Raw genomic sequence first — 25,406 nt, forward strand, 5'->3', positions numbered from 1 at the left:
ATCGACGGCTTCGATCGATGATCACCGCGGCGCAGCTACGGGCTGCCAGAGCCTTACTTGGCATCGACCAAAGGCAGCTCGCCGAGTTGTCCGGACTTTCGGTGCCGACCATCCAGCGCATGGAGGCGAGCGAGGGCACCATTCGAGGCAATGTCGACTCGCTTGTGAAACTGATCGACGCGCTCGGCACGGCGGGCCTCGAAGTCATCAACGAGGGCGCCGTCAGCGGCGGCGGCGGCCGCGGCGTACGATTGAAGGCCGGATCCGGGTCGTCGAGGGTGCAGACATGATCCCGGCGGTCGCTCAGCAGATCTGGTGTGTCGCCGCACTGCTGGGAACGACCGCTCTCGCGATCGCAGTGAGCCGATCGCGCCGATCAACAGCCATTGTCTACGGCGCGACCTTTGCGATTTCGTTGGTCGCATTGGCCGGAGCCCTGTTCTCGCTCATCGCCCACGCCAGTGCGACGGAACTGATGTTGCCGGTCGGCTTGCCGTGGCTGGGATCGCATTTCCGCCTCGACGCGCTTGCCGCATTCTTTCTCGCCGTGGTCAATCTCGGCGGAGCGGCCGCAAGTCTTTATGGCCTCGGCTATGGCAGTCACGAGTCCGCACCACAGCGCATCCTTCCGTTCTTTCCGGCATTCCTGGCCGGGATGAACCTCGTTGTGCTGGCCGACGATGCGTTCACCTACCTCTTGTGCTGGGAATTCATGTCGCTTGCGTCCTGGGCGCTCGTGATGGCGCACCACCGCGATGCGGACAATGCACGAGCGGGCTACGTCTATCTCGTCATGGCAAGCTTCGGAACGCTGGCTTTGTTGCTCGCTTTCGGCCTGCTGTCGGGAGCTGGCGGCAGCTACAGTTTTGCGGCCATCCGCAGCGCCCAGCACACGCCTTCCGAAGCCGCGCTGGTGCTCGCGCTGATGCTGCTCGGCGCGGGGTCGAAAGCCGGCCTGGTGCCGTTGCACGTATGGCTACCGCTGGCGCATCCAGCGGCGCCGAGCCATGTCTCGGCGCTGATGAGCGGCGTGATGACGAAGGTCGCGATCTACGGATTCATCCGGGTCATGTTCGATCTGCTCGGGCCGCCCAGCTGGTCGGCTGGTGTCGTCGTGCTCATCCTCGGCGGTGCCACCGCCGTGATGGGGATCCTCTATGCGCTGATGGAGAAGGATCTCAAGCGCCTGCTCGCCTACAGCACGATCGAGAACATCGGCGTCATCTTCGCAAGTCTCGGCCTTGCGCTGGCATTTCAGGCCAACGGCCTCGGCCTGGCAGCGGCGCTCGCCTTCACAGCCGCGCTGTTCCACGTGCTCAACCATTCGTTCTTCAAGAGCCTGCTGTTCTTCGGCGCTGGCGCCGTACTGACGTCGACCGGCGAACGCGACATGGAGAAGCTGGGCGGCCTGATCCACCGCATGCCGCTCACCAGCTTCGTCTTTCTCGTCGGCTGCGTTGCGATCTCGGCGCTTCCGCCGTTCAACGGGTTCGTCTCCGAATGGCTGATGTTTCAGGCCGTCCTGCAGAGCCCCGATCTGCCGCAATGGCTACTGAAGATCATGGTGCCCGCGGTCGGCGCCTTGCTGGCGCTGGCGGCGGCGCTCGCCGCCGCGTGCTTCGTCAAGGCCTTCGGAATCACTTTCCTCGGCCGCGCGCGGAGCCCGGCCGCGCAAGCCGCCGGCGAAGTCGATCGCTATTCGCTTGCCGCGATGTTCAGCCTCGCCCTGCTCTGCTTCCTCGCCGGCATTCTGCCGGGCCTGGTGATCGACGCGCTCTCGCCGGTCACTATGGCCACGATCGGCCATCGGATGCCACTCCAGGCGAACGACCCCTGGTTCTCGATCGTGCCGATCGAGGAGAGCCGCAGTTCCTACAACGGATTGCTCGTCTTTGCTTTCATCACGGCCGCGGCGTCGCTTGCGGTGTATTTCATCCATCGCTTTGCGTCGCGCGCGATCCGGCGCGGACCGGCCTGGGGTTGTGGCTTCACCGATCCGACACCGGCGGCGCAGTATTCCGGGGCGAGCTTCGTCCAGCCGATCCGCCGGGTGTTCGGCACGTTGGTTTTCCAGGCCCGCGAGGATGTCGACATGCCTTCGCCGGGCGAACTGCGGCCGGCCCGCTTCAGGGTCGATATGCACGATCTGGTCTGGGAGCGGCTGTACACGCCGGTGACTGAAGTCGTTTGGTTTTTCGCCGATCGGCTGAACCAGCTCCAGTTCCTGACCATCCGCCGCTACCTCAGTCTGGTCTTCGTGACCCTCGTCACATTGCTGCTGGCGCTCGCAATATGGTCGTGATCTCGGACATTCTCGTTCAGTTCGGCCAGATGACGCTGGTGCTGCTGCTCGCGCCGCTCCTGACCGGCGTGGTGCGCAAGGTCAAGGCCCGCCTGCTGCGCCGGAGAGGTGCGTCGATCTTCCAGCCCTATCGCGACCTGCTGCGGCTGCTTCGCAAAGAGGTCGTGCTCGCCGAAAACGCGTCCTGGCTGTTCCGTGTCACGCCCTACGTGACGTTCGCGGCCATCTGGGTCGCCGCGGCGCTGGTCCCGACATTTGCGACCGGCCTCGAATTCAGCTGGAGCGCCGACCTGATCGCGATCGTCGCCCTGCTCGGCAGCGCGCGGTTCTTCCTCGCGCTTGCCGGTATGGATGTCGGCACCAGCTTCGGCGGCATCGGCTCCAGCCGCGAGGTGATGATCGCTGCATTGGCCGAGCCGGCCATGTTGTTGATGGTGTTCTGCGTCGCGCTGATTGCCGGCTCCACCCAGCTGTCGACGGTCGCGACCTTCATGGCGTCGTCCGAAGTGGGACTGCGCGTCTCGCTCGGCATGGCGATGATTGCCCTCGTCATGGTGGCGCTTGCCGAAAACGCGCGCATCCCGGTCGACAACCCGGCGACGCATCTGGAGCTGACCATGGTGCACGAGGCGATGATCCTCGAGTATTCCGGGCGGCACCTCGCCATGATCGAGTTCGGCGGCTTTCTCAAGCTGCTGCTGTACATCTCCCTGATCATCTGCGTGTTCTTCCCGTGGCAGATCACCACCGAAGGCGCAGGTCCGCTGTCCTATCTGGTGAGCGTCGCCGCCTACATCCTCAAGCTTGCGGTCGCAAGCTTCCTCCTTGCCGTGTTTGAGACCGCGACGGCGAAGGTGCGGGTTTTCCGTGTCCCCGAGTTCCTCGGCGCCGCGCTGATGCTCGGGCTGCTCGGCACGCTGCTCCGGTTCGTGTCACGGAGCTTCTGATGCACAACCTCGCCTTCGACATCGCCCATCTGCTCGCCGGCGGCCTCGTGCTGATCAGCTTCATGATGCTGTACCAAGACCGCCTGTATGCGCTGCTGAACATCTTCGCGCTTCATGCAGTGGTGCTCGCGCTTTCGGTCGCCTGGCAGGCGTTCGTCCAGAACGCACCGCATCTCTATGTGACGGCGATGATCGCGCTGGTCTTCAAGGCGATCATCATCCCGGTGGCGCTGCACCGGATCGTCAAGCAACTCGGGATTCATCGCGATATCGAGACCGCGGTGGGTATCGGCCTGACCATGCTGGCGGGCATGGGGCTCGTCGCCCTCTCCATGGTGCTGATGCTCCGGGTGACCGGCGCGGCCGATCCGCTGGCGAGGGAAGACCTCGCCTTCGCGCTGTCGGTGGTGCTGCTGGGATTGCTTGTCATGGTGACGCGGCGCAACGCCGTCAGCCAGGTCGTCGGCTTCATGTCGCTGGAGAACGGCCTGGTGCTGGCCGCGACCGGCGCCAAGGGTATGCCGCTCGTCGTGGAAATCAGCGTCGCGTTTTCGATCCTGATCGCATTCATCGTCATCGGCGTGTTCTTGTTCCGGATTCGGGAGCGGTTCGACACCGTCGACGTCGGTGCGCTCGATGAATTCAGGGGAGAGCGGCGATGACTGCGGCATCGGATGCCGTCGCCTGGGTTCTGCTGATACCGATCTGTGCCGCGGCGGGGCTTGCGGTGCTGCCTGGCTACCGGCTGACCGCAGGGCTCAATATCCTGGCCAGTCTCGGCACCTTGCTGGCCGCACTTTCCCTGCTCGTGATCGAGCGCCCGCAGCCCGGCCACTACCTGCTGATCGACGATCTCAACATCGTCTTCATCGTGCTCAACACCTTCGTGGGATTCACGACCAGCGTGTTCAGCGCGAGCTATATCGCGCATGAACTCGAGACCGGGCGGCTGACGCCGGGCTATCTGCGATTCTACCATGCCATGTATCAGGTCATGATGTTCGGCATGAACCTCGCATTCGTGTCGAACAATATCGGCCTGATGTGGGTCGCAGTCGAGATCGCCACGCTGACCACCGTGCTGATGGTCGGCATCTACCGGACCCATGCGGCGCTGGAGGCCGCCTGGAAGTATTTCATCCTCGGCAGCGTCGGTATCGCGCTCGCACTGTTCGGCACGATCCTGGTGTACATGGCGGCGCGGCCGGTCATCGGCGAAGGCCAGGACGCCATGGTCTGGACGGTGTTGATCAGCCGCGCCGCAACCTTCGATCCGGCATTGCTCAACGTCGCCTTCATCTTCCTGCTGCTCGGATACGGGACCAAGGTCGGCCTGGCGCCGCTGCACGCATGGCTTCCGGATGCCCATGCCGAGGGCCCGACCCCGATCTCCGCCGTGCTCTCCGGCCTCTTGCTCAACGTTGCGCTCTACGCTGTGCTCCGCTTCAAGATCCTGCTCGCCGCCAATCCGGATGCGATATCGCCGGGCCCGCTGATGGTGACGATGGGGCTGACCTCGCTGCTGTTCGCAGCCTTCATGCTTTACCGCCGCCGCGACATCAAACGGCTGTTCGCCTATTCCTCGATCGAGCACATGGGCATCATCGTGTTTGCGTTCGGGATGGGTGGCCCGCTCGCCAACTTTGCCGGCCTGCTGCACATGGTGATGCACAGCCTCACCAAGTCGGGGATCTTCTACGCCGTCGGCCACATCGCACAGGTGAAGGGTACGCAGCGGATCGCCAACATTCGCGGCCTGACTGAAACCCATCCGGCCCTCGGCTGGAGCCTCGTGATCGGCGTGGTCGCGATCGCCGGCCTGCCGCCGCTCGGCATCTTCATGAGCGAATTTCTGATCGTCAGTTCCACCTTTGCACGCCAGCCGCTGCTCGCTATTCCGCTGGTTTTCGGCCTGCTGCTCGCCTTGGGCGCGCTGATCCTGCGCCTGACCAGCCTTGCGTTCGGCGAGCCGCGCGGCAATGCCGCTCCGGCGGATGCGTCCTATTTGCCGATGTTCGCGCATTTCGCGCTGGTGCTGACTGCGGGCATCTACCTTCCGGGACCGCTGGTCGTCTGGTTCCAGCACGTCGCCAGCCTCCTGGGCTAGGGCGAGGGAGAACGGGATATGCCGAAATTGATCGATCTGATCCAGGCGGGCCGCAAGGTCGAACGGCACCATCCATGGCCGCGCGCAGTGGTGGACGACGATGTCTGGCGCTCCGCCGCCAGCGCGCTCGCCGATGGCGGCTTGAGCCTGCTCGGGCTATGGGGCGAGGCATCGTGCGTGCATATGGCGATCCTCGACGACCACACCTCCGATATCGGCGTGATCAGCCTGGATTGTCCCGATCGCCAATTCCCGTCGGTCGCGGCCTATCATCCTCCGGCGCTTCGATTGGAGCGCACCGTCCATGACCTGTTCGGGCTTCGGGCCGCGGGCACGCCGGATCCCCGTCCCTGGCTCGATCATGGCCGATGGCAAATGCGTTTTCCGCTGGGCGAACGTCTCGATGCGTCACCGGATGCGGCGCCCTATCAATTCCTTCCGGCCGAAGGGGACAGCCTGCATCAGATTGCGGTCGGCCCCGTGCATGCCGGCATCATCGAGCCCGGACATTTCCGCTTTACGGCGAGCGGCGAGACCGTGGTCCGCCTGGAGCAGCGGCTCGGCTACACCCACAAGGGCATCGAAGGGCTGATGGCGGGGAGCACCGTCGAGCAGGCCGCGCGGCTCGCCGGCCGGGTCTCCGGCGACAGTACGGTCGCCTATGGACTGGCATTCGCGCAGGCCGTCGAGGCCGCGCAGCAGATTGCCGTGCCGCCGCGCGCGCTCTTGCTGCGTGCGCTGATGGCCGAGCTCGAGCGACTGGCCAATCACCTCGGTGACATCGGAGCGATCTGCAATGATGCGTCATTTGCGCTGATGCAGGCACATTGCGCCGTGCTGCGCGAGTCTGTGCTGCGCGCTGCCGACGCTGCATTCGGGCACCGCCTGATGCGCGACCTTGTCGTTCCCGGCGGCGTCGCGCGCGACATCGCAAGCGACGGACCCAACGTAATCCAGGCCGCGCTTGACCAGATCCGCCGGCATTTCCCTGCGCTGGTCGAACTCTACGACAACACCGCCTCGTTGCAGGATCGCACCGTCACCACCGGCATCGTTACCCCGGCGCTCGCCCGGCAATTCGCAGCCGGTGGCTATGTCGGGCGCGCAAGCGGCCGCAACCATGACGCCCGACGCAGGCCCGGCTATCTCCCCTATGATGTTCTGCGTTTCGAAGTCCCCGTTCTCAGCGAAGGCGACGTCAACGCCCGCGTCTGGATCCGGATCCGGGAGGTCGAGCAGAGCCTTGCGCTGACGGACCAGATCCTCATCGGCCTCGAGGCCGGCCCCGTCAGGGTGTCGCTGCAAGGCGCGACCGAAGCCTCCGAAGGCATGGCGGTGGTTGAAGGCTTTCGGGGCGACATTCTGGCCTGGCTACGCCTCAACGGAGATCGGATCGAGCGATGTCATCTGCGCGATCCGTCGTGGTTTCAGTGGCCCCTGCTCGAGGCAGCGATCGAAGGCAACATCGTGGCGGACTTCCCACTCTGCAACAAGTCGTTCAACTGCTCCTATTCGGGGCATGACCTCTGAGGACCGCAGGCGATGCGCAAACTTTTGCTCCAGGGCCTGTTTCGCCAGCCATTGACCGAGCAAGCGCCGCGTCCGGACGACGCTGCGCTCGCGGAGCTCGGGGCCATGGTCGGCCGCACCGCAAGACGACGCCTCGGCCGCAGCCTCTCGATCCGCGAGGTCGATGCGGGCTCGTGCAACGGATGCGAGCTGGAAATTCACGCGCTAAGCAATGCGTATTACGATGTCGAACGGTTTGGAATCCGGTTCGTCGCCTCACCGCGTCATGCCGATGTTCTGCTCGTTACAGGCCCCGTCACCAAGAACATGCGCGAAGCGCTGGAGCGCACCTACCATGCGACCCCGGATCCCAAATGGGTCGTCGCCGTAGGCGATTGCGCCAGGGATGGCGGATGTTTTGCCGGCAGCTATGCGGTGGTTGGCGGGGTCTCGGCGGTTGTCCCTGTCGATCTCCATATTCCAGGCTGCCCTCCTTCGCCGATGGCCATTCTGCGTGGCCTCATCGGCTTGCTCGAGGCTGTGGACGCCGACGTCGCGGCAAAATGACAGCATGCAGAGAGACGCGTTAGCGACCTGCGCCTGCCCGGTGGCGGCGATTGCTAAAGCATGATCCGGAAAAGTGCGAAGCGGTTTTCCGAAAAGATCATGCTCAAACAAGGAGCTAAAGCGCGATGACGATTCAACCCGATCTCATCGCGCTTAGCCGCTGTCGCGCAGCACCAGCTCGAAGCCGAGATCGATGCGGCGCTCGCCGCCGCGCTCCAGCGTCAGCGTTGCCGCAGTGCGACCGATCGCGTCGCCATGCACGCTGATCGTGCTCAATGTCGGCGAGATCAGCTGGCCCATTTCGAGATCGCCGAGCCCGATCACGGCGACCGGCTGCGCCGCTGCAGGCCCGTCGCGCAGCAGGCCGGCCTTGCGCAGCCCCGACATGAAGCCGATCGCATGCGCATCGTTGGCGGCGAACACCGCGTCGACATCGGGCAGGCGCGCATGCGCCGCCACGCTGCCCGAGTCCTTGCGGTCGAGGATCAGCCGCCGCGGCTCGGATAGGCCGCTTGCCAGCGCCTCGTCCCTGAAGCCGAACCAGCGCCGCGTGCCGCGCGGATCATCGCCGCCGATGAAGGCGAGCTGCTTGCGCCCTTGCGCAACCAGATGCTTCGCGACGGCGACACCGGCCTTGTAATTGTCGAAGCCCGCGACCGCATCGATCGGGTTGGCCGGCAGATCCCAGGTCTCGACGATCGGAATCCGCGCATTGCGCAGCAGGCGGCTGCCTTCCTCGGTCGCCGGCGAGCCGACCATGATGATCGCCTCCGGCCGCCGCGACAGCAGCGCCGCGAGCACGCGGTCCTCGCGCACCGCGTCATAGCGCGACTGCGCCAGGATCACGGAGAAGCCGAGCGGCTCGAGCTTGTCGGACAGGCCTTGCACCGTGTCGGCGAAGATCGAGTTGGCGATGGTCGGCACCAAGACGCCGACCGAATTGGTCCGCGCGCTCGCCAGCGCGCCTGCCACCAGGTTCGGGACATAGCCGAGGTCGCGCATCGCCCGCTCGACCCGCGCCCGCGTCTCGGGGGCAACCAGGTCAGGCATCCGCACCACCCGGCTCACCGTGATCGAGGAGACGCCGGCGCGTTTGGCCACCTCTGAGAGGGTGGGCGCGGCGCCCGACGGGCCGGTCCCGGATTCGGTCAGGTCGGAGCTCATGGACCGGACCCTGCACGATTCCGGGTTGCCAAGCCACGATGTTAGCGCTAGCATCCGCGAATGTTAGCGCTAACATGGAACGAAATGGGAGAAATGGCGTGATTTCGGACGAACAGGCCCAGGGCTACAAGCGCGACGGGGTGATCGTGGTCCCCGAGGTGCTGAACCAGGAGACGCTCGGCAAGGTACGCACGGTGCTCGCCGAGCTGGTGGCGGGCGCGGCCGCCGTGAGCGAGCATACCGACGTCTACGACCTCGAGCCGGGCCATACGCCGGAGACCCCGCGCGTCCGCCGCATCAAGGCGCCGCACAAGGTGCACCCGATCTTCGACGAGATCGTCCGCAGCCCCGCCGTGATCTCGATCCTGACCAAGCTGATCGGCCCCGGGCTTCGCCTGCACGGCTCCAAGCTCAACATGAAGTCGGCGCAATACGGCTCGCCGGTCGAGTGGCATCAGGACTGGGCGTTCTATCCGCACACCAATGACGACATCCTCGCGATCGGCGTGCTGCTCGACGACTGCGATATCGAGAACGGCCCGATGCTGGTGACCCCGGGATCGCACACCGGCAGCACGATGTGGGATCATCACGGCGAGGACGGCTGCTTCGCCGGCCTGATCGATCCGGACCAGATCCAGGACGACATCAAGCGCGCGGTGCCCTGCATGGGCAAGGCCGGCAGCATGTCCTTCCACCACGTGCGCGCGCTGCACGGCTCGGCGACCAACACGTCAAGCCGGCCGCGCAACCTCTTGCTCTATGAAGTGGCCGCCAGCGACGCCTGGCCGCTGATGGGCGTGAAGGACTTCGACGAGTTCAACAGCCGCCTGCTGGCAGGTCCGCCGGTGGTCACACCGCGGTTGACCGACGTGCCGGTGCGGATGCCATTGCCGCCGGCCAAACGGCAGGGATCGATCTACGAGACCCAGTCGGCGGCGAAGAAGTCCTACTTCACGCGCGCCGCGTGAGACTGACGACAGTGCCCGCGGCAAGCCGCGGGCACTGCTGCTTTCAATACATAAAAAACAAAACAACGGGGAAACGAATGACCGAGATGGCAAGAGATGGCGCTCGCACATCGCGCCTGCGTGTGATCCTGGCCGCAAGCATCGGCTCCGCGCTCGAATGGTACGACTTCTTCCTCTACGGCACCGCGGCCGCGCTGGTGTTCGGCGAGCTGTTCTTTCCAAAGAGCGATCCGGTGGTCGGCACGCTGCTGTCGTTCCTGACTTTCGGCGTCGGCTTCGTGGTGCGGCCGTTCGGCGGCCTGCTGTTCGGCATCCTCGGCGATCGCTATGGCCGCAAGCCGGTGCTGGTTGCAACCCTGTTGATGATCGGCATCGGCACCACCGCGATCGGCTTCCTGCCGACTTATTCGCAGATCGGCGTTTGGGCGCCGATCCTCCTCGTCGCGATGCGCGTCATCCAGGGCCTTGGCGCCGGTGCCGAGTATGGCGGCGCGGTGATCTACCTCGTGGAGAACGCGCCGCCGAAGCATCGCGGCTTCTGGGGCGGCTTCGCGCCGCTCGGCGTCTCCGTCGGCAATCTGCTCGCCGCCGGCGCCTTCGCGCTGGTGACGATGCTGCCGCGCGAGGACCTGATGAGCTGGGGCTGGCGGCTACCCTTCCTGGCAAGCTTCCTCCTGATCGTCGTCGGCATCTTCGTCCGAATGCGCATCACCGAGACACCGGTCTACACCCAGGCGGTGGTCGCGCGCGGCAAGGTCGAGAGCAATCCGGCGATGGAGGCGTTGCGCCGGCACCCGCGCAACTTCTTCGTCGTGCTCGGCGCCCGGATGGCCGAAAACGGGCTCGGCTATTTCTTCCCGGTGTTCGGTCTGAGCTACGTCATCACCACGCTCGGTGTGCCGAAAGCGGAGGCGCTCAGTGCGCTGATGCTGGCATTCACGGTCGAGCTGTTTGCGATCCTCGGCTTTGCGGCCCTGTCGGACCGGATCGGACGGCGGCCGGTCTACATGTTCGGCGCGCTGGCCGGCGTGGCGCTTTCCTTCCCGTTCTTCTGGATGGTCGGCACCAAAGAGTGGGTCATGATCGCGCTCGCCTTCATCCTGGCGCGCGCGGTGGTGACGGCGGCGATGTTCGGGCCGCAGGCGGCGTATTTCGCCGAACTGTTCCCGCCGCAGCGCCGCTTCGCCGGCTTCGCCTTCGCCCGCGAGCTCGGCTCGCTGCTGTCGGGCGGCCCGGCGCCGTTCGTCGCCACCGCACTGGTGGCGGCCTACGGCACCTGGTGGCCGGTCGCCTGCTACGCGATGTTCCTGTCGGCCTGCACGGTGGTTGCGATCTGGATCGGGCCGGAGACCTATCAGGAGAACATCGCCGAGGATACTAGCGAACAGGCCGAGCTGCCCGCAGCGATCCCGGCGCGGGCCTGATCGATGGCGCAGCAGCTGCGCGTCCTGCAGTCGCTTTGGGCGATGGAGCGGCGGCTGGCGGACGAACCGGAGTGGCCACTGCAAACCCAGCTCGCGATGATCCGCGATGCAGGGTTTGACGGCGCCGGCGTGCGCTTCATCGATCCCGCCTTTGCGCGCGAGGTGACGAGCTTCCTTCGCGCGCATGGCATGATCTGGCAGGCGCAATGCTATCCGAAGGGCGTCGACGACCTGAGGCCGGTGCTGGAGCTGGTCGTCGAGCTCGGCGCCGATCACGTCAACCTGCAGCCGGACATCCGGCCGCGCCGGCTTGCCGATTGCATTCCCCTGCTCGAAGGCTGGCGGCGACTGGCCGCGGAGGCCGGCGTCGCCGTGCATGTCGAGACCCATCGCGATCGCATGACGACCGACCTGTTCTTCACGCTCGATCTGCTCGACTGCTTTCCCGATCTGCGGCTGACAGCCGATCTCTCGCATTATCTGGTCGGACGAGAGTTCGCCTGGCCGGTCGACGACGTCAATCATGCGATGATCCATCGCATCCTCGACAATGCCTGGGGCATCCACGGCCGCATCGCGAGCCGCGAGCAGGTGCAGATCTCGCTCGGCTTTCCGCAACATCAGGGTTGGGTGTCGCTGTTCATGGACTGGTGGGACTACGGCATCCGCTCCTGGCGGAAGCGCGCCGGGCCCGATGCGACCCTGACCTTTCTGTGCGAGCTCGGCCCCCCGCCCTATGCCATCACCGGGCCCGACGGCAGGGAATTGTCCGACCGCTGGCAGGACGCGCTGGTCATGAAGGACATGATCCGCGCACTGTGGGATCGCATCGCGAACGAGCCGAACGGCGCGGCATCGAGTTGATCCAGAGAAGCTGCAGCGGCATGCTGCGGCGAAGCGCCATTCAGAACGCCGCGAACTCCTTATGCGCGACCATCGGGTCCTTCCTTCTCGACGCTTCGCATGCGTCGTTGTCCTGGCCATTGCGGCCTTTGCCCAGGCGAAGGCCGCAGCGGCGGAGCTGACGCTTGACGTCGTCGCCATGCAGCGTGTTGCGACCATCGATGCGCGCTTCCAGTCGTACAACATCGAGATGGTCGAAGTGACCGGCGGACGGTTCTGGAGGCCCGATGCGGCCGCCGACACACATCCGCGCATAGCGGCCGAGCGGTTCGCGGCGCGCGCTCCGATCGATCTGCATGACGGCAGGTTGCGAAGGCTCGCAGCAGCCCTCTCTCCTGCCTTCCTGCGTGTGAGCGGAACCTGGGCCAACAGCACGTTCTTCGCGGATTCCGAGAGGCCACCGGCCGCGCCGCCGGCCGGCTTCAACGGCGTGCTGACACGGCAACAATGGCGGGACGTGATCGACTTCTCGCACGCCGTCGACGCTCCGGTTGTCACCTCCTTTGCGATCAGCGCCGGCACGCGTGGCGTTGAAGGCCGATGGACCTCCGAACAGGCCCGGCAGCTTCTCGCCTTCACGAAATCGACCGGCGGCCGGATCGCCGCAGCCGAACTCATGAACGAGCCCGATCTGCCGGCCATCGGGGGCGCCCCAGCGCACTACGATGCCGCAGCCTACGGCCGCGATTTTGCAACGTTCCGCGCATTCATGAAGGACACCGCACCCGACGTGACGATCCTCGGCCCAGGCACGATCGGCACCGGCGCGGAGGCTCGAGCGCGCTTCGCCGTCTCGGCCGCAGGCATCGACGCGGTCTCCTACCATCATTATGGCGCGCTCTCGGCGCGATGCTTCGGCGATCGCACGGCAAGGCAGGCATTGTCAGACCAATGGCTGGCACGAACCGGCAAGACATTCGCCTTCTACCGGACGCTGCGCGACCGGCTCGCACCGGACAAGCCGATCTGGCTGACCGAGACCGCGGAGACCGCGTGCGGCGGCAATCGCTGGGCTGCGACCTTCACCGACACATTCCGCTATCTCGATCAGCTCGGGCGACTCGCCAAGGCGGGAGTTCAGGTGGTGATGCACAACACGCTTGCCGCGATCGACTATGGGCTGCTCGACGAGCGAACCCATTTGCCGCGGCCGAACTACTGGGCCGCGCTGCTATGGCGACGGCTGATGGGAACCACCGTGCTCGATGCCGGTGTCGGCGAGCAACCCGGTCTCCACATCTATGCCCATTGCGCGCGCGATATGCCGGGCGGAATAGCCATGCTCGTCATCAACAATGATCGGCGGATCCGGCGCAGGCTGACGCTGCCAGCGGCATCGCAACGCTACACATTGGCGAGCGAAAAACCTGTCGACGGCAATGTTCAGCTCAATGGCAGCACGCTTGCCCTTGGGGCTTCCGACCAGATGCCCGCCCTGGATGGCAAGCCGACCCCGGCGGGAGCGATCGTCTTCGCTCCCGCAACGATCACGTTCCTGACCGTTGCCAATGCAGGCAACACCAACTGCCGCTAAAGCGCGATGAGATTAGATTGAATCGCCATCGCGCACTAGCTCTTTGTTTGAGCATGACCTTTTCGGAAAACCGCTTCGCACTTTTCCGGATCATGCTTTAGCGATCCGACCTCGCCTACGCCGCGTCGCGGCTCGCGTCGGAGGATTCCGCCGTGCGCGACACCAGGTGACCCAGCATGATGGCGGTCATCAGCCGCTCCATCTCAAGCCATGCGGTGACATGCGACATGGTCGGCCGGCCGCCGAGCGCGAGCTGATTGACATCGTCGACCGCGGTCAATCCGCGCGGATAGAACTCGCGGAAAATCACGCGCTCGGCCAAGCCGTCGACCAGGCGGAAATTCAGCGTCTTCGATAGTTCGTTGAGGGCTTCGCCGACCAGCCGCTTGTTGCGCGAACCGATCGTCGAGAGGCGGTTGCGCAGCACCACCCACTCGAATGCCGGCTGATCGTGCGCGCTGCGCTGGCGCCGCGCTTCCTCCACCATCTTCGAATAATGGCTGATGCCGGTCACCTTGAAGTCGTTCGGATCGACGGTGCCGAGCACGTCGAAGTCGAGGAAGCTGTCGTTCAGCGGCGTAATCAGCGTGTTCGCCAGCGTATGCGTGAACGTCGTCAGATAGGTGTCGTGGCCGGGGCAATCGATGACGACAAAATCGTGCGAACGGCCGAGCCGCTCGACGATCTCGGCAAGCGAGCTGCGGCCGAGGGTCTCGACCTCGCTGCTTCCGCCGCCTACCGTCTCGAAGCACATATGCGCGGGGATACCGAGATCCAGCGAGGTTTCCCGCGCCCAGTCCCGCCGGTTGTCGACGTAGTGCGTCAGCGACTTCTGCTTATTGTCGAGATCGATGGTGGCGACACGCTGACCCGCCTTGATCAGCGCGATGGCGACGTGCATGGCAATTGTCGACTTGCCCGAGCCGCCCTTGTTATTTCCGACAACTATTACTCGTGCGTTTGTCATGGGAATCCATACCGGACGCTTGAGTGAAAGCAGGACGAAATTGAATTTAATGAATGGATTCGAATCTCCCTGATTCGACGAATCTCGACAAGAGTCGTCGCGCGATCATTGTGATCGAAATAGATGCGGCTGCGACAACATTGTCACAACCGCAATTCGAGCACGTATCGTGAACGCAGCGAGCGCCGCTGAGACTAGCGCCCCTGGAACACCGCGGCGCGGCGCTCGACGAACGACTTGATGCCCTCGGCCGCATCTGCCGTGTTGAGCACGCGTTCGCGGATCTGCGGGATGATCGCAATTGCCGCCTGCTCGCCGGCTTCGATGAACTTGCGGGCCGCCTCTTTCGTCACCTGGATTCCAAGCGGCGCATTGCACGCGACGATCTCCGCAAGCGCCATCGCGCGCTCAACCTGCTGACCGGCCGGCACGACTTCCTGCACGAGGCCGATCCGATGCGCTTCTGCGGCACTGAACTCGTCGCACAGCAAGAGGTGATACATCGCATCACCCCACCCGGCGCGGCTGATGTAGCGGAAATGCGCGCCCGCCAGCGGCGCGATGCCGCGCCTGGCTTCCATCTGACAGAACCGGCTGTCGTCCGCGGCAACGACGATATCGCCGGCCAGCATCATCTCGATGCCGACGGTGAACACGATGCCCTGCACCGCCGTGATGATCGGCTTCCTGCACCGCTTCGACAGTCCAAAGGGATCGACGTTGCCTTCCGGCAACGGCTTGCGGCTCGCCGTCGGACCAAAGAATTTCGGCATGTCGAGACCCGCGGTGAAACTGCCGCCGGCGGCACAAAGCACGCCGACCCGGAGGCCGTCGTCATTGTCGAGCAGCGTCAGCGCGTCGGACAGCTCAGCCATCATCTCCGGGCTGAAGGCGTTCTTCTTCGCCGGATTGTCGATGACGATCTTCAGGATGTGATCATGCCGCTCGTGGCGGACCCGCCCTTCGCTCGCGCTGCCGGACATCTGTTCCTCCCTGCTTCGTGACTGATAATTTTATGGATGATAGTTGTCATCCAGATGTATGATGGTCATAATGCAGATTGAGAGTCAAACAGGGGCTATACGAAATGGGGCATTCCCAGGCCGACAAGGCCAGGAGCCGTGAGCGGATTCTGAACGAGGCTGCGACGCAGATCCGCGACAAGGGGCTCGACGCGCTCAGCATCGGAAGCCTGATGCAGCAGGTGAAGCTGACCCATGGCGGCTTCTATGGCCACTTCGCCTCGCGTTCCGACCTGATCGCCGCGGCGCTGGAACAGGCGCTGACCTTGGGCGAGGCGTCGGCGCGCGCATCCCGCGATCCCGACAAGCCGGTCAGCGTCAACTCCCTGGTGCGAAGCTATCTCAGCCGCAGCCATCGCGACTCGCCGAAGTCGGGCTGCGCGATCGGCGCACTGATCTCCGATGTCGGCCGCGCCGATGAGCAGTGCCGCGCGGTGATGGAACCGCACATCGAATCCTTCATCGCCAAGGTCGCCGATGCGTTCGGCGACGGTGACGACAGCGACGCAATCGTCGCGGTGAGTGCGATGGTCGGCGCACTCGCGATCTCGCGCGTCATCACCGATCCGAAGCGGTCCGATGCCATTCTGCGCACGGTGCGCGACAGCATCGTCGCGATGGCATCCGACGAATGATTTCGCCCGCGCCGCGGGCAGCTTGATGGAGTGAGCCATGAACGACCGATCCGGCCTCGAGCCGACCGCTGTGCAGGGAAGCGTGCTGATCGCCGGCGTCGGCGCATCCAATGGCCTCGGCGCCGCGATCGCGCGTCGTTTTGCAGCCGGCGGCTATCCCGTCGCGATCGCCGGACGAAACGCCGAGAAGCTCGCCGCGACGGCGGCCGAACTCGCAGCAACCGGCGCCAAAGTCACCCATGTCGTCGGCGATGCCTCAAGTGCCGCGGATGTCGCCCGCTTCGTCGAGGCTGCCGGAAAGCTCGCCCCGCTGGCGATGGCCGTGCACAATGCAGGCTCCAACCGGCCCGCGCCGTTCTTGAAGGTCACCGAACAGCGCTTCGAGGAGCACTGGCGCGAACACGCGCTCGGCGGATTCCAGCTCGCACAGGCCGCGATCCCTGCCCTGCTTGCGCGGGGCGGCGGCACGCTGGTGTTCACCGGCGCCAGCGGCTCGTTGCGCGGCAAGGCCAACTACTCGCCATTCGCCTCCGCCAAGGCCGCGCTGCGCGCGCTGGCGCAGAGCGTGGCGCGGGAATTCGGGCCGCAGGGCATTCATGTCGGCCATGTCGTGGTCGACGGCGGCATCGAGGGCGATCGCCTGCTCAGTGTACGCCCGCAATTGAAGGACGACCGCGGGCCGGATGGGCTGCTCAACATCGCAGCCATCGCGGACGCCTATTGGGTGCTGCATCACCAGCATCGCAGCGCATGGACGCTGGAGCTCGACCTGCGGCCATGGGCGGAGTCGTTCTGACGACCCTGCGCCGTCGTCCTTCTCCCGAGAAACGGGTTGCGATCCGCCGAAATCTCGTCAGGCTGTGCGACAAGGTCCGAGGAGATCGCACCCCTATCCCGGGAGAAGGCCATGTCGCAGCCCACGCCGATCCTGCATCATTTCGATCAATCGCCGTTCTCCGAGAAAATCCGCGTCATCTTCGGATTCAAGAAGCTTGCCTGGAACTCGGTACGGATTTCCCGGATCATGCCGAGGCCGGATTTGATGCCGATGACCGGCGGCTATCGCCGTACGCCGACGATGCAGATCGGCGCGGACATCTACTGTGACACCCAGGTGATCATCCGCGAGCTGGAGCGGCGCTATCCGACGCCGACGCTGTTTCCCGCAGGCAACGCCGGGATGCCCTGGGCGCTCGGCATGTGGACCGACCGGCCGTTCTTCCAGAACACGGTCACCCTCGCGTTCGGCTTCATCGGCGACAAGGTCCCGCAGGATTTCACCGAGGATCGCGAGAAGCTGCGCGGCGCCAAGTTCGACGTCGCCGCCATGACCGCGGCGCTGCCGCAGATGCGCGACCAGTTCCGCGCCAATGTCGACTGGATCGAGGCGCAACTCGGTGACGGCCGGCAGTGGCTGTTCGGCGAGTTCAGCCTCGCCGACGTCAGCGCCTACATGAACGTGTGGTATGCGCGGCAGAGCGTCGCCACGATCGACGAGATCATGAAGCACTTGCCACGTACTGCGGCGTGGGAAGAGCGCGTCCGCGCCATCGGCCACGGCACACGCACCGAGATGTCGTCGGCAAACGCGCTCGAGATCGCGGCGAAGGCGCGGCCGGAGTCGCCTGTTTTCGACGACCCTTTGGATCCGAACGGTCGCAAGCCCGGCGACATCGTCAGCGTGATGCCGGATGACTACGGCAAGATCCCGGTCCGCGGCGAGATCGTCTCGCTGTCCGCACAGCACATCGCGATCCGCCGGTCCGACGAACGCACAGGCGAGGTCGTGGTGCATTTCCCGCGGGCCGGCTTCCTGGTCATCCCGGACTGATCGCCCCGGCCTCGGCCGCAGGCCGGATACAAGCGACCTGGAAACGCTGCGTTTCGCAGCGTGGCCTTGCCGGCCGGCGAACAGGCAATAGCTCCACTGGATCTCCAACCGAAGGCTCCACAGCGCAGGGCTTGCGGACATTCTCCGCAGCAACACGACCTCTCGGCCTGCGTGCGATGGGTGGCCCGTGGCGGATGCTTCGCCACGCCGACAACTGGACTGATTGATGACGACCTCTCTCGAATTCGGGCTCGACACGTTCGGCGACGTCACCAGGGACGCAGCCGGTGCGCCGCTGCCCCACGCCCAGGTGATCCGCAACGTCGTCGACGAGGCAGTGCTGGCCGATCAACTCGGGATCGATTTCATCGGGCTCGGCGAGCACCACAGGGCCGACTTCGCGATCTCCTCCCCCGAGACCGTGCTGGCGGCGATCGCCGCGCGCACCCAGAACATCCGCCTCGGCTCGGCGGTGACCGTGCTGAGCTCGGACGATCCGATCCGCGTCTTCCAGCGCTTCGCAACCGTCGATGCGGTCTCGAACGGCCGCGCCGAGGTGATCCTCGGCCGCGGCTCATTCACCGAGTCGTTCCCGCTGTTCGGCTTCGACCTCAGGCAATACAACGAGCTGTTCGAGGAGAAGCTCGACCTGTTCGTCGAACTCCTGAAGCAGGAGCCGGTGAGCTGGGAAGGCAAGCTGCGGCCGCCGCTCAGCGGCCAGTCGGTCTATCCGCCGGTCGAGCACGGCCGGCTGAAGACCTGGATCGGCGTCGGCGGCAGCCCGGAATCGGTGGTGCGCGCGGCGCATTACGACCTGCCGCTGATGCTCGCGATCATCGGCGGCGATCCCAAGCGCTTTGCGCCCTATGTCGACCTGCACCAGCGCGCCTACCAGCAGTTCGGCCGGACGCCGAAGCCGATCGGCGTGCATTCGCCGGGCTACGTCACCGAGACCGACGCGCAAGCTCGCGAGGAGTTGTGGCCCGACTACAAGGTCATGCGTGACCGGATCGGCAAGGAGCGCGGCTGGCCGCCGATGAGCCGCGACGAGTTCGTAGCCGAGGCCGAACACGGCTCGCTCTATGTCGGCGGGCCGGAAACCGTCGCCCGCAAGATCGCGGCGACCGTGAAGGCGCTCGGCGCGGCGCGCTTCCAGCTGAAATATTCGGCGGGCCGGCTGCCGCATGAGAAGCTGATGAAGAGCATCGAGCTCTACGGCCGCAAGGTGGTGCCGATGGTGCGCGACATGCTCGCCGGCTGATCGGCGAGAGCGCGCCCACCAAAGCAAAACCCCCGGCGTTTTGGCGCCGGGGGCTCTGTTGGATCGCAGTCAGATCAACCGGGACGCAGCATGTGCATCTGCTACCGAGACAGTCGCCTCAGCCGTGCTCTCGAGTCAGAGCTTAGGTTTCGTAGAATGATAGGTGAACGGGTCCGCCCCCCATCCCCGGCCATGTCGCTCTAGCCAGCCCATTGCCACTAACTTCCGGCACGTTGGATTGACGCGCTGTATGGAACCTCCCTTGCCGAACAGCCGCTCGGCAAGTTGGCGCTCGGTGAGACCTGGCTGCTCGCGGATTATGCGAATTATTTGTTGGGCTACCGTCATGGCTCGCCAAACGTCCATCGCGGGTTGGCCCGCGTCAATGACCCAAATTTGACATCGTGCAAAAGAAAAAATGGCTGCCGCGCCGCAGACGCATCGCCGAACAAAGCAAAACCCCCGATGTTTCCACCGGGGGCTCTGTTAGATCACAGTCAGATCAACCGGTATTACCAGTTGCGCTGAGCGCGGAGCATCAGGAGAAGCGTATTCTGGTCCTTCAGCTCGTAGAGAGCTGCGGGCTTGCCGATAGGAGCGCTGGGCGCCACGACCGTGCCTTCGCTCTTCTGATCGAGATGGGTGTAGACCAAGTCCGCCGAGAAGGTCAGGTTCTTGATGGGGGTCCACTGGGTCTGCGTACCGAGCTGCGCGATGTTGTAGTCGGGGTTGCAGGTGGTGATAGCAGCTCCGCTGCCCGCAGGAGCAAGTGCGCTCCGGATCGAACCACCGACGCCGCCAACACCGCAGATGAGGGTCTTGGCCGTGTCGTTGTACATCACAGCAGCATAAGCACCGTAGATCGAGGTGTTCCAGTACGGGTTCCAGTTATGCACGTATGCACCGCGGAAGCCCCAGGTCTGAACCAGCTGCTGCTGTGTTCCGGTCGCGAACACCGAGTCGGGCGCAATGCCGAACCCTACGCTCTGATAGGCGCCGGCCAGACCGGTGCCGCCATAAATGGTATTCGCACCTGCCGAGCCGGCGAGGTCCTGGATGTTGTAGCGGGTCGCGCCGTCCGTATACACGCCCTGCATGTTGATGGTGTCGCCCGGTCCGGTCGGGATGTTCTTGATCGACAAGGCCAACTGACCAGCCCAGCCCCACCTGTCGTCCGGATGACCGGTCAACTCAGTGCCGCCGTAGTAGGCCGCATGATTGTCATGCGCCGCGAACGAAGCCTGGAACAGTCCCCAAGCCTGGTCGACACGCAGCATCGCGACGAAGTCCGGAGCAACCGTGCCGGCATAGTCGCTGGCGCCGAAAGGACCGGTAGCGCCGATAGCGGCGCCGATCGGGCTAAGGGCGCCAAGATTGGCCACACCAGCCTGATAGTACTGGGTCTGATCCTGAGCCGACAGAGACAGCGACACGCCGTTGCCGAACTGAGCGGTGTAGGTGAACTGGTTCACGCCAGTGATCGTACCGCCGCCGCCGACGAGACCGTCGTAGTTGTTGCCCGGGTAGTTGGCCCACGGAGCCGAGAACTGCGAGACCGCCTTACCCATGGTGAAGCCGGCGAACTGGATGAAGGCGTAGTAGACGCCGACCGTACCACCAGCAACCGCACCGGAGTTCGCGTTGTTCGGAGCCGAAGCGGTACCGATCGGCGAGTAAACGGTCGCGCCGTTGCCCTGGCCAGCGTAGGTGTCCGACGTCCAGGAGAACGTCGCATCGAAGAAGGTGCGGACGACGCCGTATTCGGTCGCGGTGCGCGTGTCGATGTTGAGGTCTTCACGAGACCGCCAAGTATAGCCGTTGGTGAAGCGATTTTTCGCCCCGCCAGCGCCCGAGGTGTTGCCGGTGTTGTCCGAGTTGGTGTTCACCAGAACGTCTGCGCGCAGATAGCCGCCCAGCTTGATACAGGTATCGGTGCCCGGGATGTAGTAGAAACCGGGACCATACAGGGAGCAAACCTTCACGTACTCGACCGCTTTGGCCTTGACGGGAAGATCGGCCGCCTGAGCTCCGCCGACCGCGACGAGAGCCGCCGCCGAGCCGAGGATAAGGCTCTTAACCATCTTCATGTTAAACCTCCAAGTTGCTCTATCTCAGGGAAGGTTCCGGATCCGCCGGGTAAAACACCCTCAGGTTGGTTCCCTTTGTCCCTTAAATCCCCGCTCAGTCGCTTCGCGCCTTCGGACACACCCGCATGAACGCGAGGGACTTAAGCGAACCACCTAAAACGGGACGACCTTGGGATGCCCCCCTCCGTCGCAGTTCCATATGAGACAGAAGGCCCCCGATCACGCAACAAAAGACCGCTCGCGTAGAGGTAAGTTACGGCTGTTTTCGGGCAAATGTTGCACAAATACCACGGGTATTTGAACTGCGGCGTTTCGACAAGCCATTGAAATATAGCGATAATACCGGAGATACCGCTAGCGGGCCCAAGCTTGGGCAACACCGGGCGGAACGGTGTGCAAAAAGCATCGTCCTACGGAGAAAACGAAAATCGGAGGCTGTTCCGACGCCACTGATTCCGGCTCCGTGCCCAAAATTTCGGCTCGAAAATGCCGGTATCTGAACGACATAGCCCGCTCCAAATACCGTCGACTCGCGCCTGGAAGGGGGCATTCCGATTGCTCGGAGCAGGTTGGACGACGGCGGACGGACCGCCTCACATGTGCACTACCGTTGCTACATGTCACGGCGATGTCAGCGCACGGAATCAGTCGATTTGTTCTCCGCAGCCGGCACACGATGAAATATCTCCACTGCTCGCGCGATGCACTCACATGGCGCGAAACAGCCCGCTGCAGTCACAAGACTCGCATCTGACGAACGTCAGGAGCACCGCGAAGCGGCGGCGCGATCGGTCACATCGGAGCACACCGACGACGAAGGCTTGGCCAGGAGTTATGTCGTACTCACTCGTCCAAGATATCGAGCAGATCATCGATCCGCTCGAACGGCGGTTCGTTTGTCTTGCCTGAATAAAAGACGCGATCGCCGTCGCGTTGTAGCGATCGTGCTCTGGATTTGGGCAGCCTCCCCGGCAGGAATGTCGCTGCGACGGCCTCCGGCCCGACGTCGAGCCTCACGATACCTCGCCGCTTGCAATCGATCCTGAGCCTTGCCGCTGTGAAGAAATCCCGGCCGGCCGGCGGCAGCTTGCCGAAGCGGCGAGAGGTCTCTTCCTCCAGATCTTCCAGATCGTCTTCGCTCCGGCACCTCGCGACGCGGCCATAGATTTCAAGGCGCATGGATTCCGATTGCACATAATTCCTGGGCAGCAGGTCGGCGACTGGAAGATTGAGATCGGGCACCCAAAGATCCGCGGCCCGGTCGTTGGTCTTCTCCGAAGCCTGTTTCAGAAGGTGGCTATAAAGCACCGGCCCGAAAACCTGCACGTGGCCGGATTGCCGCTCGGAAAGCAGATCTCCGGCACCTCTGAGGTCCAGATCGCGCTCGCTGATCGCGAAACCGGCGCCCGGTCTGCTGAACTCCTCGAGAACGGCCAAACGCTTGCCCGATTGCTCCGAGTTCGATTCCGTCAGCATGTACGCGAAGGCGCGCGTGCCACCGCGCCCCACCCGCCCTCTGAGTTGGTGGAGCTGTGCCAGCCCAAACTTTTCCGGCCAACAGACCACGATGGTGTTCGCCCGCGGAATGTCGAGACCGCTTTCCACGATGTTGGTCGCCAGCAGCACGTCCGCCCCGCCTTCGACGAAGCTCATCATTCGATCGTCAATCTCGTCGGCCGGTAGCTTGCCATGCAGGCAAACGATGCGCAGTTCCGGAGCCACCGCCTGCACGCGTGCCAACAGCGGATCCAGATCCTGGATGCGCGGACAGATCAGGAAGCTTTGCCCGTGACGTCGCTGCTCGCGCAGCAGTGCAGCGGCAATGGCGGCGTCCGAAAGCGGCGCGATCTTGGTCGCGACCGGAAGCCGATGCACCGGCGGGGATGCGATCACGCTCAGGTCCCTGAATCCGGCGAGACCTGCCGCAAGCGTGCGCGGGATCGGCGTGGCACTCATCCAAAGCGTATGGACGCTCTTCGCCAGGCCCGAAAGCTTCGCCTTCTCCGCCGCCCCGAAGTGCTGCTCTTCGTCGACAATGACCAGGCTCAGCTTGGCGAATTTCACGTCCTTCGATGCGATCGCCTGCGTGCCGACCACGACCTTCATCTTTCCGCTTCGCAGGCCTTCCTTCGTCTGCTTCATCTCCGCAGCCGACGTCGCGCGCGACAAGCTTCCGACTTCGATGCCGAGCGGGGCAAACCGTTTGCGGAACGTCGCGACGTGCTGCCTTGCCAGGACGGTCGTTGGCACGACGACGGCAACCTGCTTGCCTGACAGGGCAACGGCCGCCGCCGCGCGCAACGCAACCTCGGTCTTGCCAAACCCGACGTCGCCGCAAACGACCCGGTCCATCGGATGACCCGACGCAAGATCATCCAGCACATCCCGAATCGCCTTCGCCTGGTCGACTGTCGTGAAATACGGAAAGCGCGCGACGAACCGCTCGTATGCGGGACCGGGAGCGACCAGTTTGGGCGCGCGCCGGCGACGTCGCTGCGCGATGTGTTTGGCAAGCGCCTTGGCGGCAAGTTGAATTTCCTGCTCCGCCTTGGTCCGTCGCGTCCACCACGTGCTTCCGTCCGCCTTGTCCAAGGTCAGCTTGCCGCGCTCCGCCGCATACGGCCAGATCAGCGCAAGGTCGGCGGGCGGAACGAGCACGGCATCATCCCCGGCAAATCCCAGCCTGATCATCTCGCGCGATGATCCCTTCCCCATGTCGAGGGTTTGCAAGCCATCGAGCACGGCCAGCCCGCGCGGCAGATGAACGACGACCGCGCCGCGCTTCGGCACGTCGGGATGATCGAAGGCCGCACTCCAGGCTCTGGCCATGGGTTGCGGATGATGAGCCCGGCTGCCGAGCACGTCGGTCGCCGTGACGACGACAAGCGGCTTGCGGCCCGAACCGATGAAGCCGGTGTCGAAGTCAGCCAGCAGGGCCGCTTCGCCGCCCCGCCCCTTCGCCGCCTCGCTCCAACCTCCGACGCGCTCCGCCTTGATCCCGCTCATGCGCTCGATCGCGCGCAGGTCGTCCTCCACCGCCGCAACAAACACCAGCCGCGATCCGGCGCGCTGCATGTCGGCGACAAAGGCGCGGAGCGCCTTTCGCGACGAGGCGACCTTCGAGAAATCGGGCGTCGGGGTGAACGCCGCCTTGCGAGGCAGCGCACTCATGCGCTTGGTCAGACGCTTCCAGTCGACGGGGCCGAAGTACTCGCGCTCCGTCTCTCTGCGGCCGGCCGCCTCCTTGATCGTGCTCAGCCAGCTATCGGCATGACCCGCAACTCCGGCGTCCGCGATCCAGCGGGCGCGTGGGCAATAATCCGGCAGCGCCGCCCGCTGTGCTCGCTTGCCTCCCAACGCAATCCGTTCCGACATCGGATCGATGAGCAGCTCCTGGGTGTCGAACACGACGTCGTGTTCGTTGGGATCTACTCCGGCTATCCTGCGGATCACGCCACCGGAATGCTCGATTCTGTACGGCCCGAGGGCGCCGGCAGGAAACACTTCGAACGTCATTCCGTGGAACAGGACGCTTCCGGGATAGTCCGCCTCTTCGTCGAGATCGTATCCCAGAGCTTCCAGACGATCCTTGAGTTCCTGCTCGGAATAGCGCGCACCGACCTTCAGGCTGATGCTGAGGCGGCCCCAGCTGGCGGGCAGCGGCAACCGCTCCATGATCGCCTCCGCCGTCGACACCAGGAAGACCGGCTTCTTGCTCTTCGCGAGACGCCGCAACACCGAGCTCCGCCTGCCGGCGATCTCGTGCGACGGCTCCAGCCCGTCAAACGGCAAGGTATTTAGCCTCGGGAACACCAGCACCTCGAGCGAAGGATCGAGCGAATGCAGCACGCTGCCGAGGCGCTCCGCCCTGTTCTCGCTTTCCGCAAGGAAGACGATGCCGTCACGCCCGGACTTCTTCCATTGCTCGAGAAGATGCAGCGCCAGCATGCCAAGTGGCGAGGAGGATGAGATCCCGGAACGCGTCAATCCCCTGCTTTTCTTTTTCGCGCCAGCAGCCGCGCGAGCCTTCTTGGTATTCGCCACGTCAAATCCATCGTTATGTCGTGAGTCCGATCGCCTGGTGACAGGCACGTCAAGTCGATCGCGGCCCGCCAGCGCCCCCCGACGCACGCGGCCAGCGACCTCCTTACAGTCTCGCATTCGCGTTGGATAGC

21 protein-coding genes are annotated in these 25,406 nt (G+C 64.5%); 15 read left to right on the forward strand and 6 right to left on the reverse strand.

What is annotated here, in order from left to right:
* Positions 1–17: 17 nt before the first annotated feature.
* From HAP47_RS30215 to HAP47_RS30245, 7 genes are read left to right on the forward strand one after another with little or no spacing between them, the layout of a single operon-like run.
* Positions 18–290 carry a helix-turn-helix domain-containing protein gene (locus tag HAP47_RS30215; RefSeq protein WP_173641444.1) on the forward strand — a complete coding sequence of 91 codons (273 nt, stop codon included), beginning with the start codon at positions 18–20 and terminating at the stop codon, positions 288–290.
* Positions 287–2,302, forward strand: a complete 2,016-nt coding sequence (gene hyfB / locus HAP47_RS30220) for a hydrogenase 4 subunit B (RefSeq protein WP_173641443.1) — start codon at positions 287–289, stop codon at positions 2,300–2,302. The genes HAP47_RS30215 and hyfB overlap by 4 nt, the downstream gene beginning before the upstream one ends.
* Positions 2,293–3,249 carry a respiratory chain complex I subunit 1 family protein gene (locus tag HAP47_RS30225; RefSeq protein WP_173641442.1) on the forward strand — a complete coding sequence of 319 codons (957 nt, stop codon included), beginning with the start codon at positions 2,293–2,295 and terminating at the stop codon, positions 3,247–3,249. The genes hyfB and HAP47_RS30225 overlap by 10 nt, the downstream gene beginning before the upstream one ends.
* Complete coding sequence (locus HAP47_RS30230) at positions 3,249–3,911, forward strand: hydrogenase-4 component E (protein WP_173641441.1); 663 nt, start codon at positions 3,249–3,251, stop codon at positions 3,909–3,911. The genes HAP47_RS30225 and HAP47_RS30230 overlap by 1 nt, the downstream gene beginning before the upstream one ends.
* Positions 3,908–5,356 (forward strand): hydrogenase 4 subunit F, encoded by a 1,449-nt coding sequence (locus tag HAP47_RS30235; RefSeq protein ID WP_173641440.1) that lies wholly within the window; start codon positions 3,908–3,910, stop codon positions 5,354–5,356. The genes HAP47_RS30230 and HAP47_RS30235 overlap by 4 nt, the downstream gene beginning before the upstream one ends.
* Positions 5,357–5,374: 18 nt before the next feature.
* Positions 5,375–6,886: a hydrogenase large subunit gene (locus HAP47_RS30240; RefSeq protein ID WP_173641439.1), complete on the forward strand. Its 1,512-nt coding sequence runs from the start codon at positions 5,375–5,377 to the stop codon at positions 6,884–6,886.
* Positions 6,887–6,898: 12 nt separating this feature from the next.
* On the forward strand, positions 6,899–7,432 hold the full coding sequence (locus HAP47_RS30245) for an NADH-quinone oxidoreductase subunit B family protein (protein WP_173641438.1): 534 nt from the start codon (positions 6,899–6,901) through the stop codon (positions 7,430–7,432).
* Positions 7,433–7,585: 153 nt separating this feature from the next.
* Here the strand turns inward: HAP47_RS30245 and HAP47_RS30250 are convergent, their stop codons facing one another.
* On the reverse strand, positions 7,586–8,596 hold the full coding sequence (locus tag HAP47_RS30250) for a LacI family DNA-binding transcriptional regulator (RefSeq protein ID WP_173641437.1): 1,011 nt from the start codon (positions 8,594–8,596) through the stop codon (positions 7,586–7,588).
* 98 nt (positions 8,597–8,694) lie between these two features.
* Here HAP47_RS30250 and HAP47_RS30255 point away from each other — a divergent pair, with 98 nt between their 5' ends.
* From HAP47_RS30255 to HAP47_RS30265, 3 genes are all read left to right on the forward strand, one after another.
* Complete coding sequence (locus tag HAP47_RS30255; protein WP_173641436.1) at positions 8,695–9,567, forward strand: phytanoyl-CoA dioxygenase family protein; 873 nt, start codon at positions 8,695–8,697, stop codon at positions 9,565–9,567.
* A gap of 77 nt (positions 9,568–9,644) precedes the next feature.
* A complete protein-coding gene (locus HAP47_RS30260) occupies positions 9,645–10,991 on the forward strand; it encodes an MFS transporter (protein WP_173641435.1) in 1,347 nt (448 codons plus the stop codon).
* A 3-nt stretch (positions 10,992–10,994) separates the two neighbouring features.
* On the forward strand, positions 10,995–11,855 hold the full coding sequence (locus tag HAP47_RS30265; RefSeq protein ID WP_173641434.1) for a sugar phosphate isomerase/epimerase family protein: 861 nt from the start codon (positions 10,995–10,997) through the stop codon (positions 11,853–11,855).
* Positions 11,856–11,895: 40 nt separating this feature from the next.
* Here HAP47_RS30265 and HAP47_RS30270 read toward each other — a convergent pair whose 3' ends face one another.
* The gene (locus HAP47_RS30270; protein ID WP_231168466.1) at positions 11,896–12,192 is read right to left on the reverse strand and encodes a hypothetical protein; all 297 of its coding nucleotides are present in this window, start codon (positions 12,190–12,192) and stop codon (positions 11,896–11,898) included.
* Positions 12,193–12,243: 51 nt separating this feature from the next.
* On the opposite strand from HAP47_RS30270, the gene HAP47_RS30275 reads away from it, so the two are divergent.
* The gene (locus tag HAP47_RS30275) at positions 12,244–13,428 is read left to right on the forward strand and encodes a hypothetical protein (protein WP_231168467.1); all 1,185 of its coding nucleotides are present in this window, start codon (positions 12,244–12,246) and stop codon (positions 13,426–13,428) included.
* A gap of 115 nt (positions 13,429–13,543) precedes the next feature.
* Here HAP47_RS30275 and HAP47_RS30280 read toward each other — a convergent pair whose 3' ends face one another.
* Both HAP47_RS30280 and HAP47_RS30285 read right to left on the reverse strand, forming a co-directional pair.
* Complete coding sequence (locus tag HAP47_RS30280) at positions 13,544–14,395, reverse strand: division plane positioning ATPase MipZ (protein WP_173641432.1); 852 nt, start codon at positions 14,393–14,395, stop codon at positions 13,544–13,546.
* A gap of 194 nt (positions 14,396–14,589) precedes the next feature.
* Positions 14,590–15,378, reverse strand: coding sequence for a crotonase/enoyl-CoA hydratase family protein (locus HAP47_RS30285; protein WP_173641431.1), 789 nt, complete (start codon positions 15,376–15,378; stop codon positions 14,590–14,592).
* 104 nt (positions 15,379–15,482) lie between these two features.
* On the opposite strand from HAP47_RS30285, the gene HAP47_RS30290 reads away from it, so the two are divergent.
* From HAP47_RS30290 to HAP47_RS30305, 4 genes are all read left to right on the forward strand, one after another.
* Positions 15,483–16,052 carry a TetR/AcrR family transcriptional regulator gene (locus HAP47_RS30290; protein ID WP_173641430.1) on the forward strand — a complete coding sequence of 190 codons (570 nt, stop codon included), beginning with the start codon at positions 15,483–15,485 and terminating at the stop codon, positions 16,050–16,052.
* Between the two features lie 37 nt (positions 16,053–16,089).
* Positions 16,090–16,848 (forward strand): SDR family NAD(P)-dependent oxidoreductase, encoded by a 759-nt coding sequence (locus HAP47_RS30295; protein ID WP_173641429.1) that lies wholly within the window; start codon positions 16,090–16,092, stop codon positions 16,846–16,848.
* Between the two features lie 111 nt (positions 16,849–16,959).
* A complete protein-coding gene (locus HAP47_RS30300; RefSeq protein WP_173641428.1) occupies positions 16,960–17,883 on the forward strand; it encodes a glutathione S-transferase family protein in 924 nt (307 codons plus the stop codon).
* 226 nt (positions 17,884–18,109) lie between these two features.
* The gene (locus HAP47_RS30305) at positions 18,110–19,144 is read left to right on the forward strand and encodes an LLM class flavin-dependent oxidoreductase (protein WP_173641427.1); all 1,035 of its coding nucleotides are present in this window, start codon (positions 18,110–18,112) and stop codon (positions 19,142–19,144) included.
* Positions 19,145–19,656: 512 nt separating this feature from the next.
* Here the strand turns inward: HAP47_RS30305 and HAP47_RS30310 are convergent.
* Together HAP47_RS30310 and HAP47_RS30315 are read right to left on the reverse strand one after the other, a co-directional pair.
* Positions 19,657–21,231 (reverse strand): porin, encoded by a 1,575-nt coding sequence (locus HAP47_RS30310; protein WP_173641426.1) that lies wholly within the window; start codon positions 21,229–21,231, stop codon positions 19,657–19,659.
* An 843-nt stretch (positions 21,232–22,074) separates the two neighbouring features.
* Entirely contained in the window at positions 22,075–25,179 is a 3,105-nt protein-coding gene (locus HAP47_RS30315; RefSeq protein ID WP_173643053.1) for a DEAD/DEAH box helicase, read from the reverse strand.
* Between the last annotated feature and the right edge of the window lie 227 nt (positions 25,180–25,406).

The organism is Bradyrhizobium sp. 41S5, assembly GCF_011516665.3.
GTDB lineage: Bacteria > Pseudomonadota > Alphaproteobacteria > Rhizobiales > Xanthobacteraceae > Bradyrhizobium > Bradyrhizobium quebecense.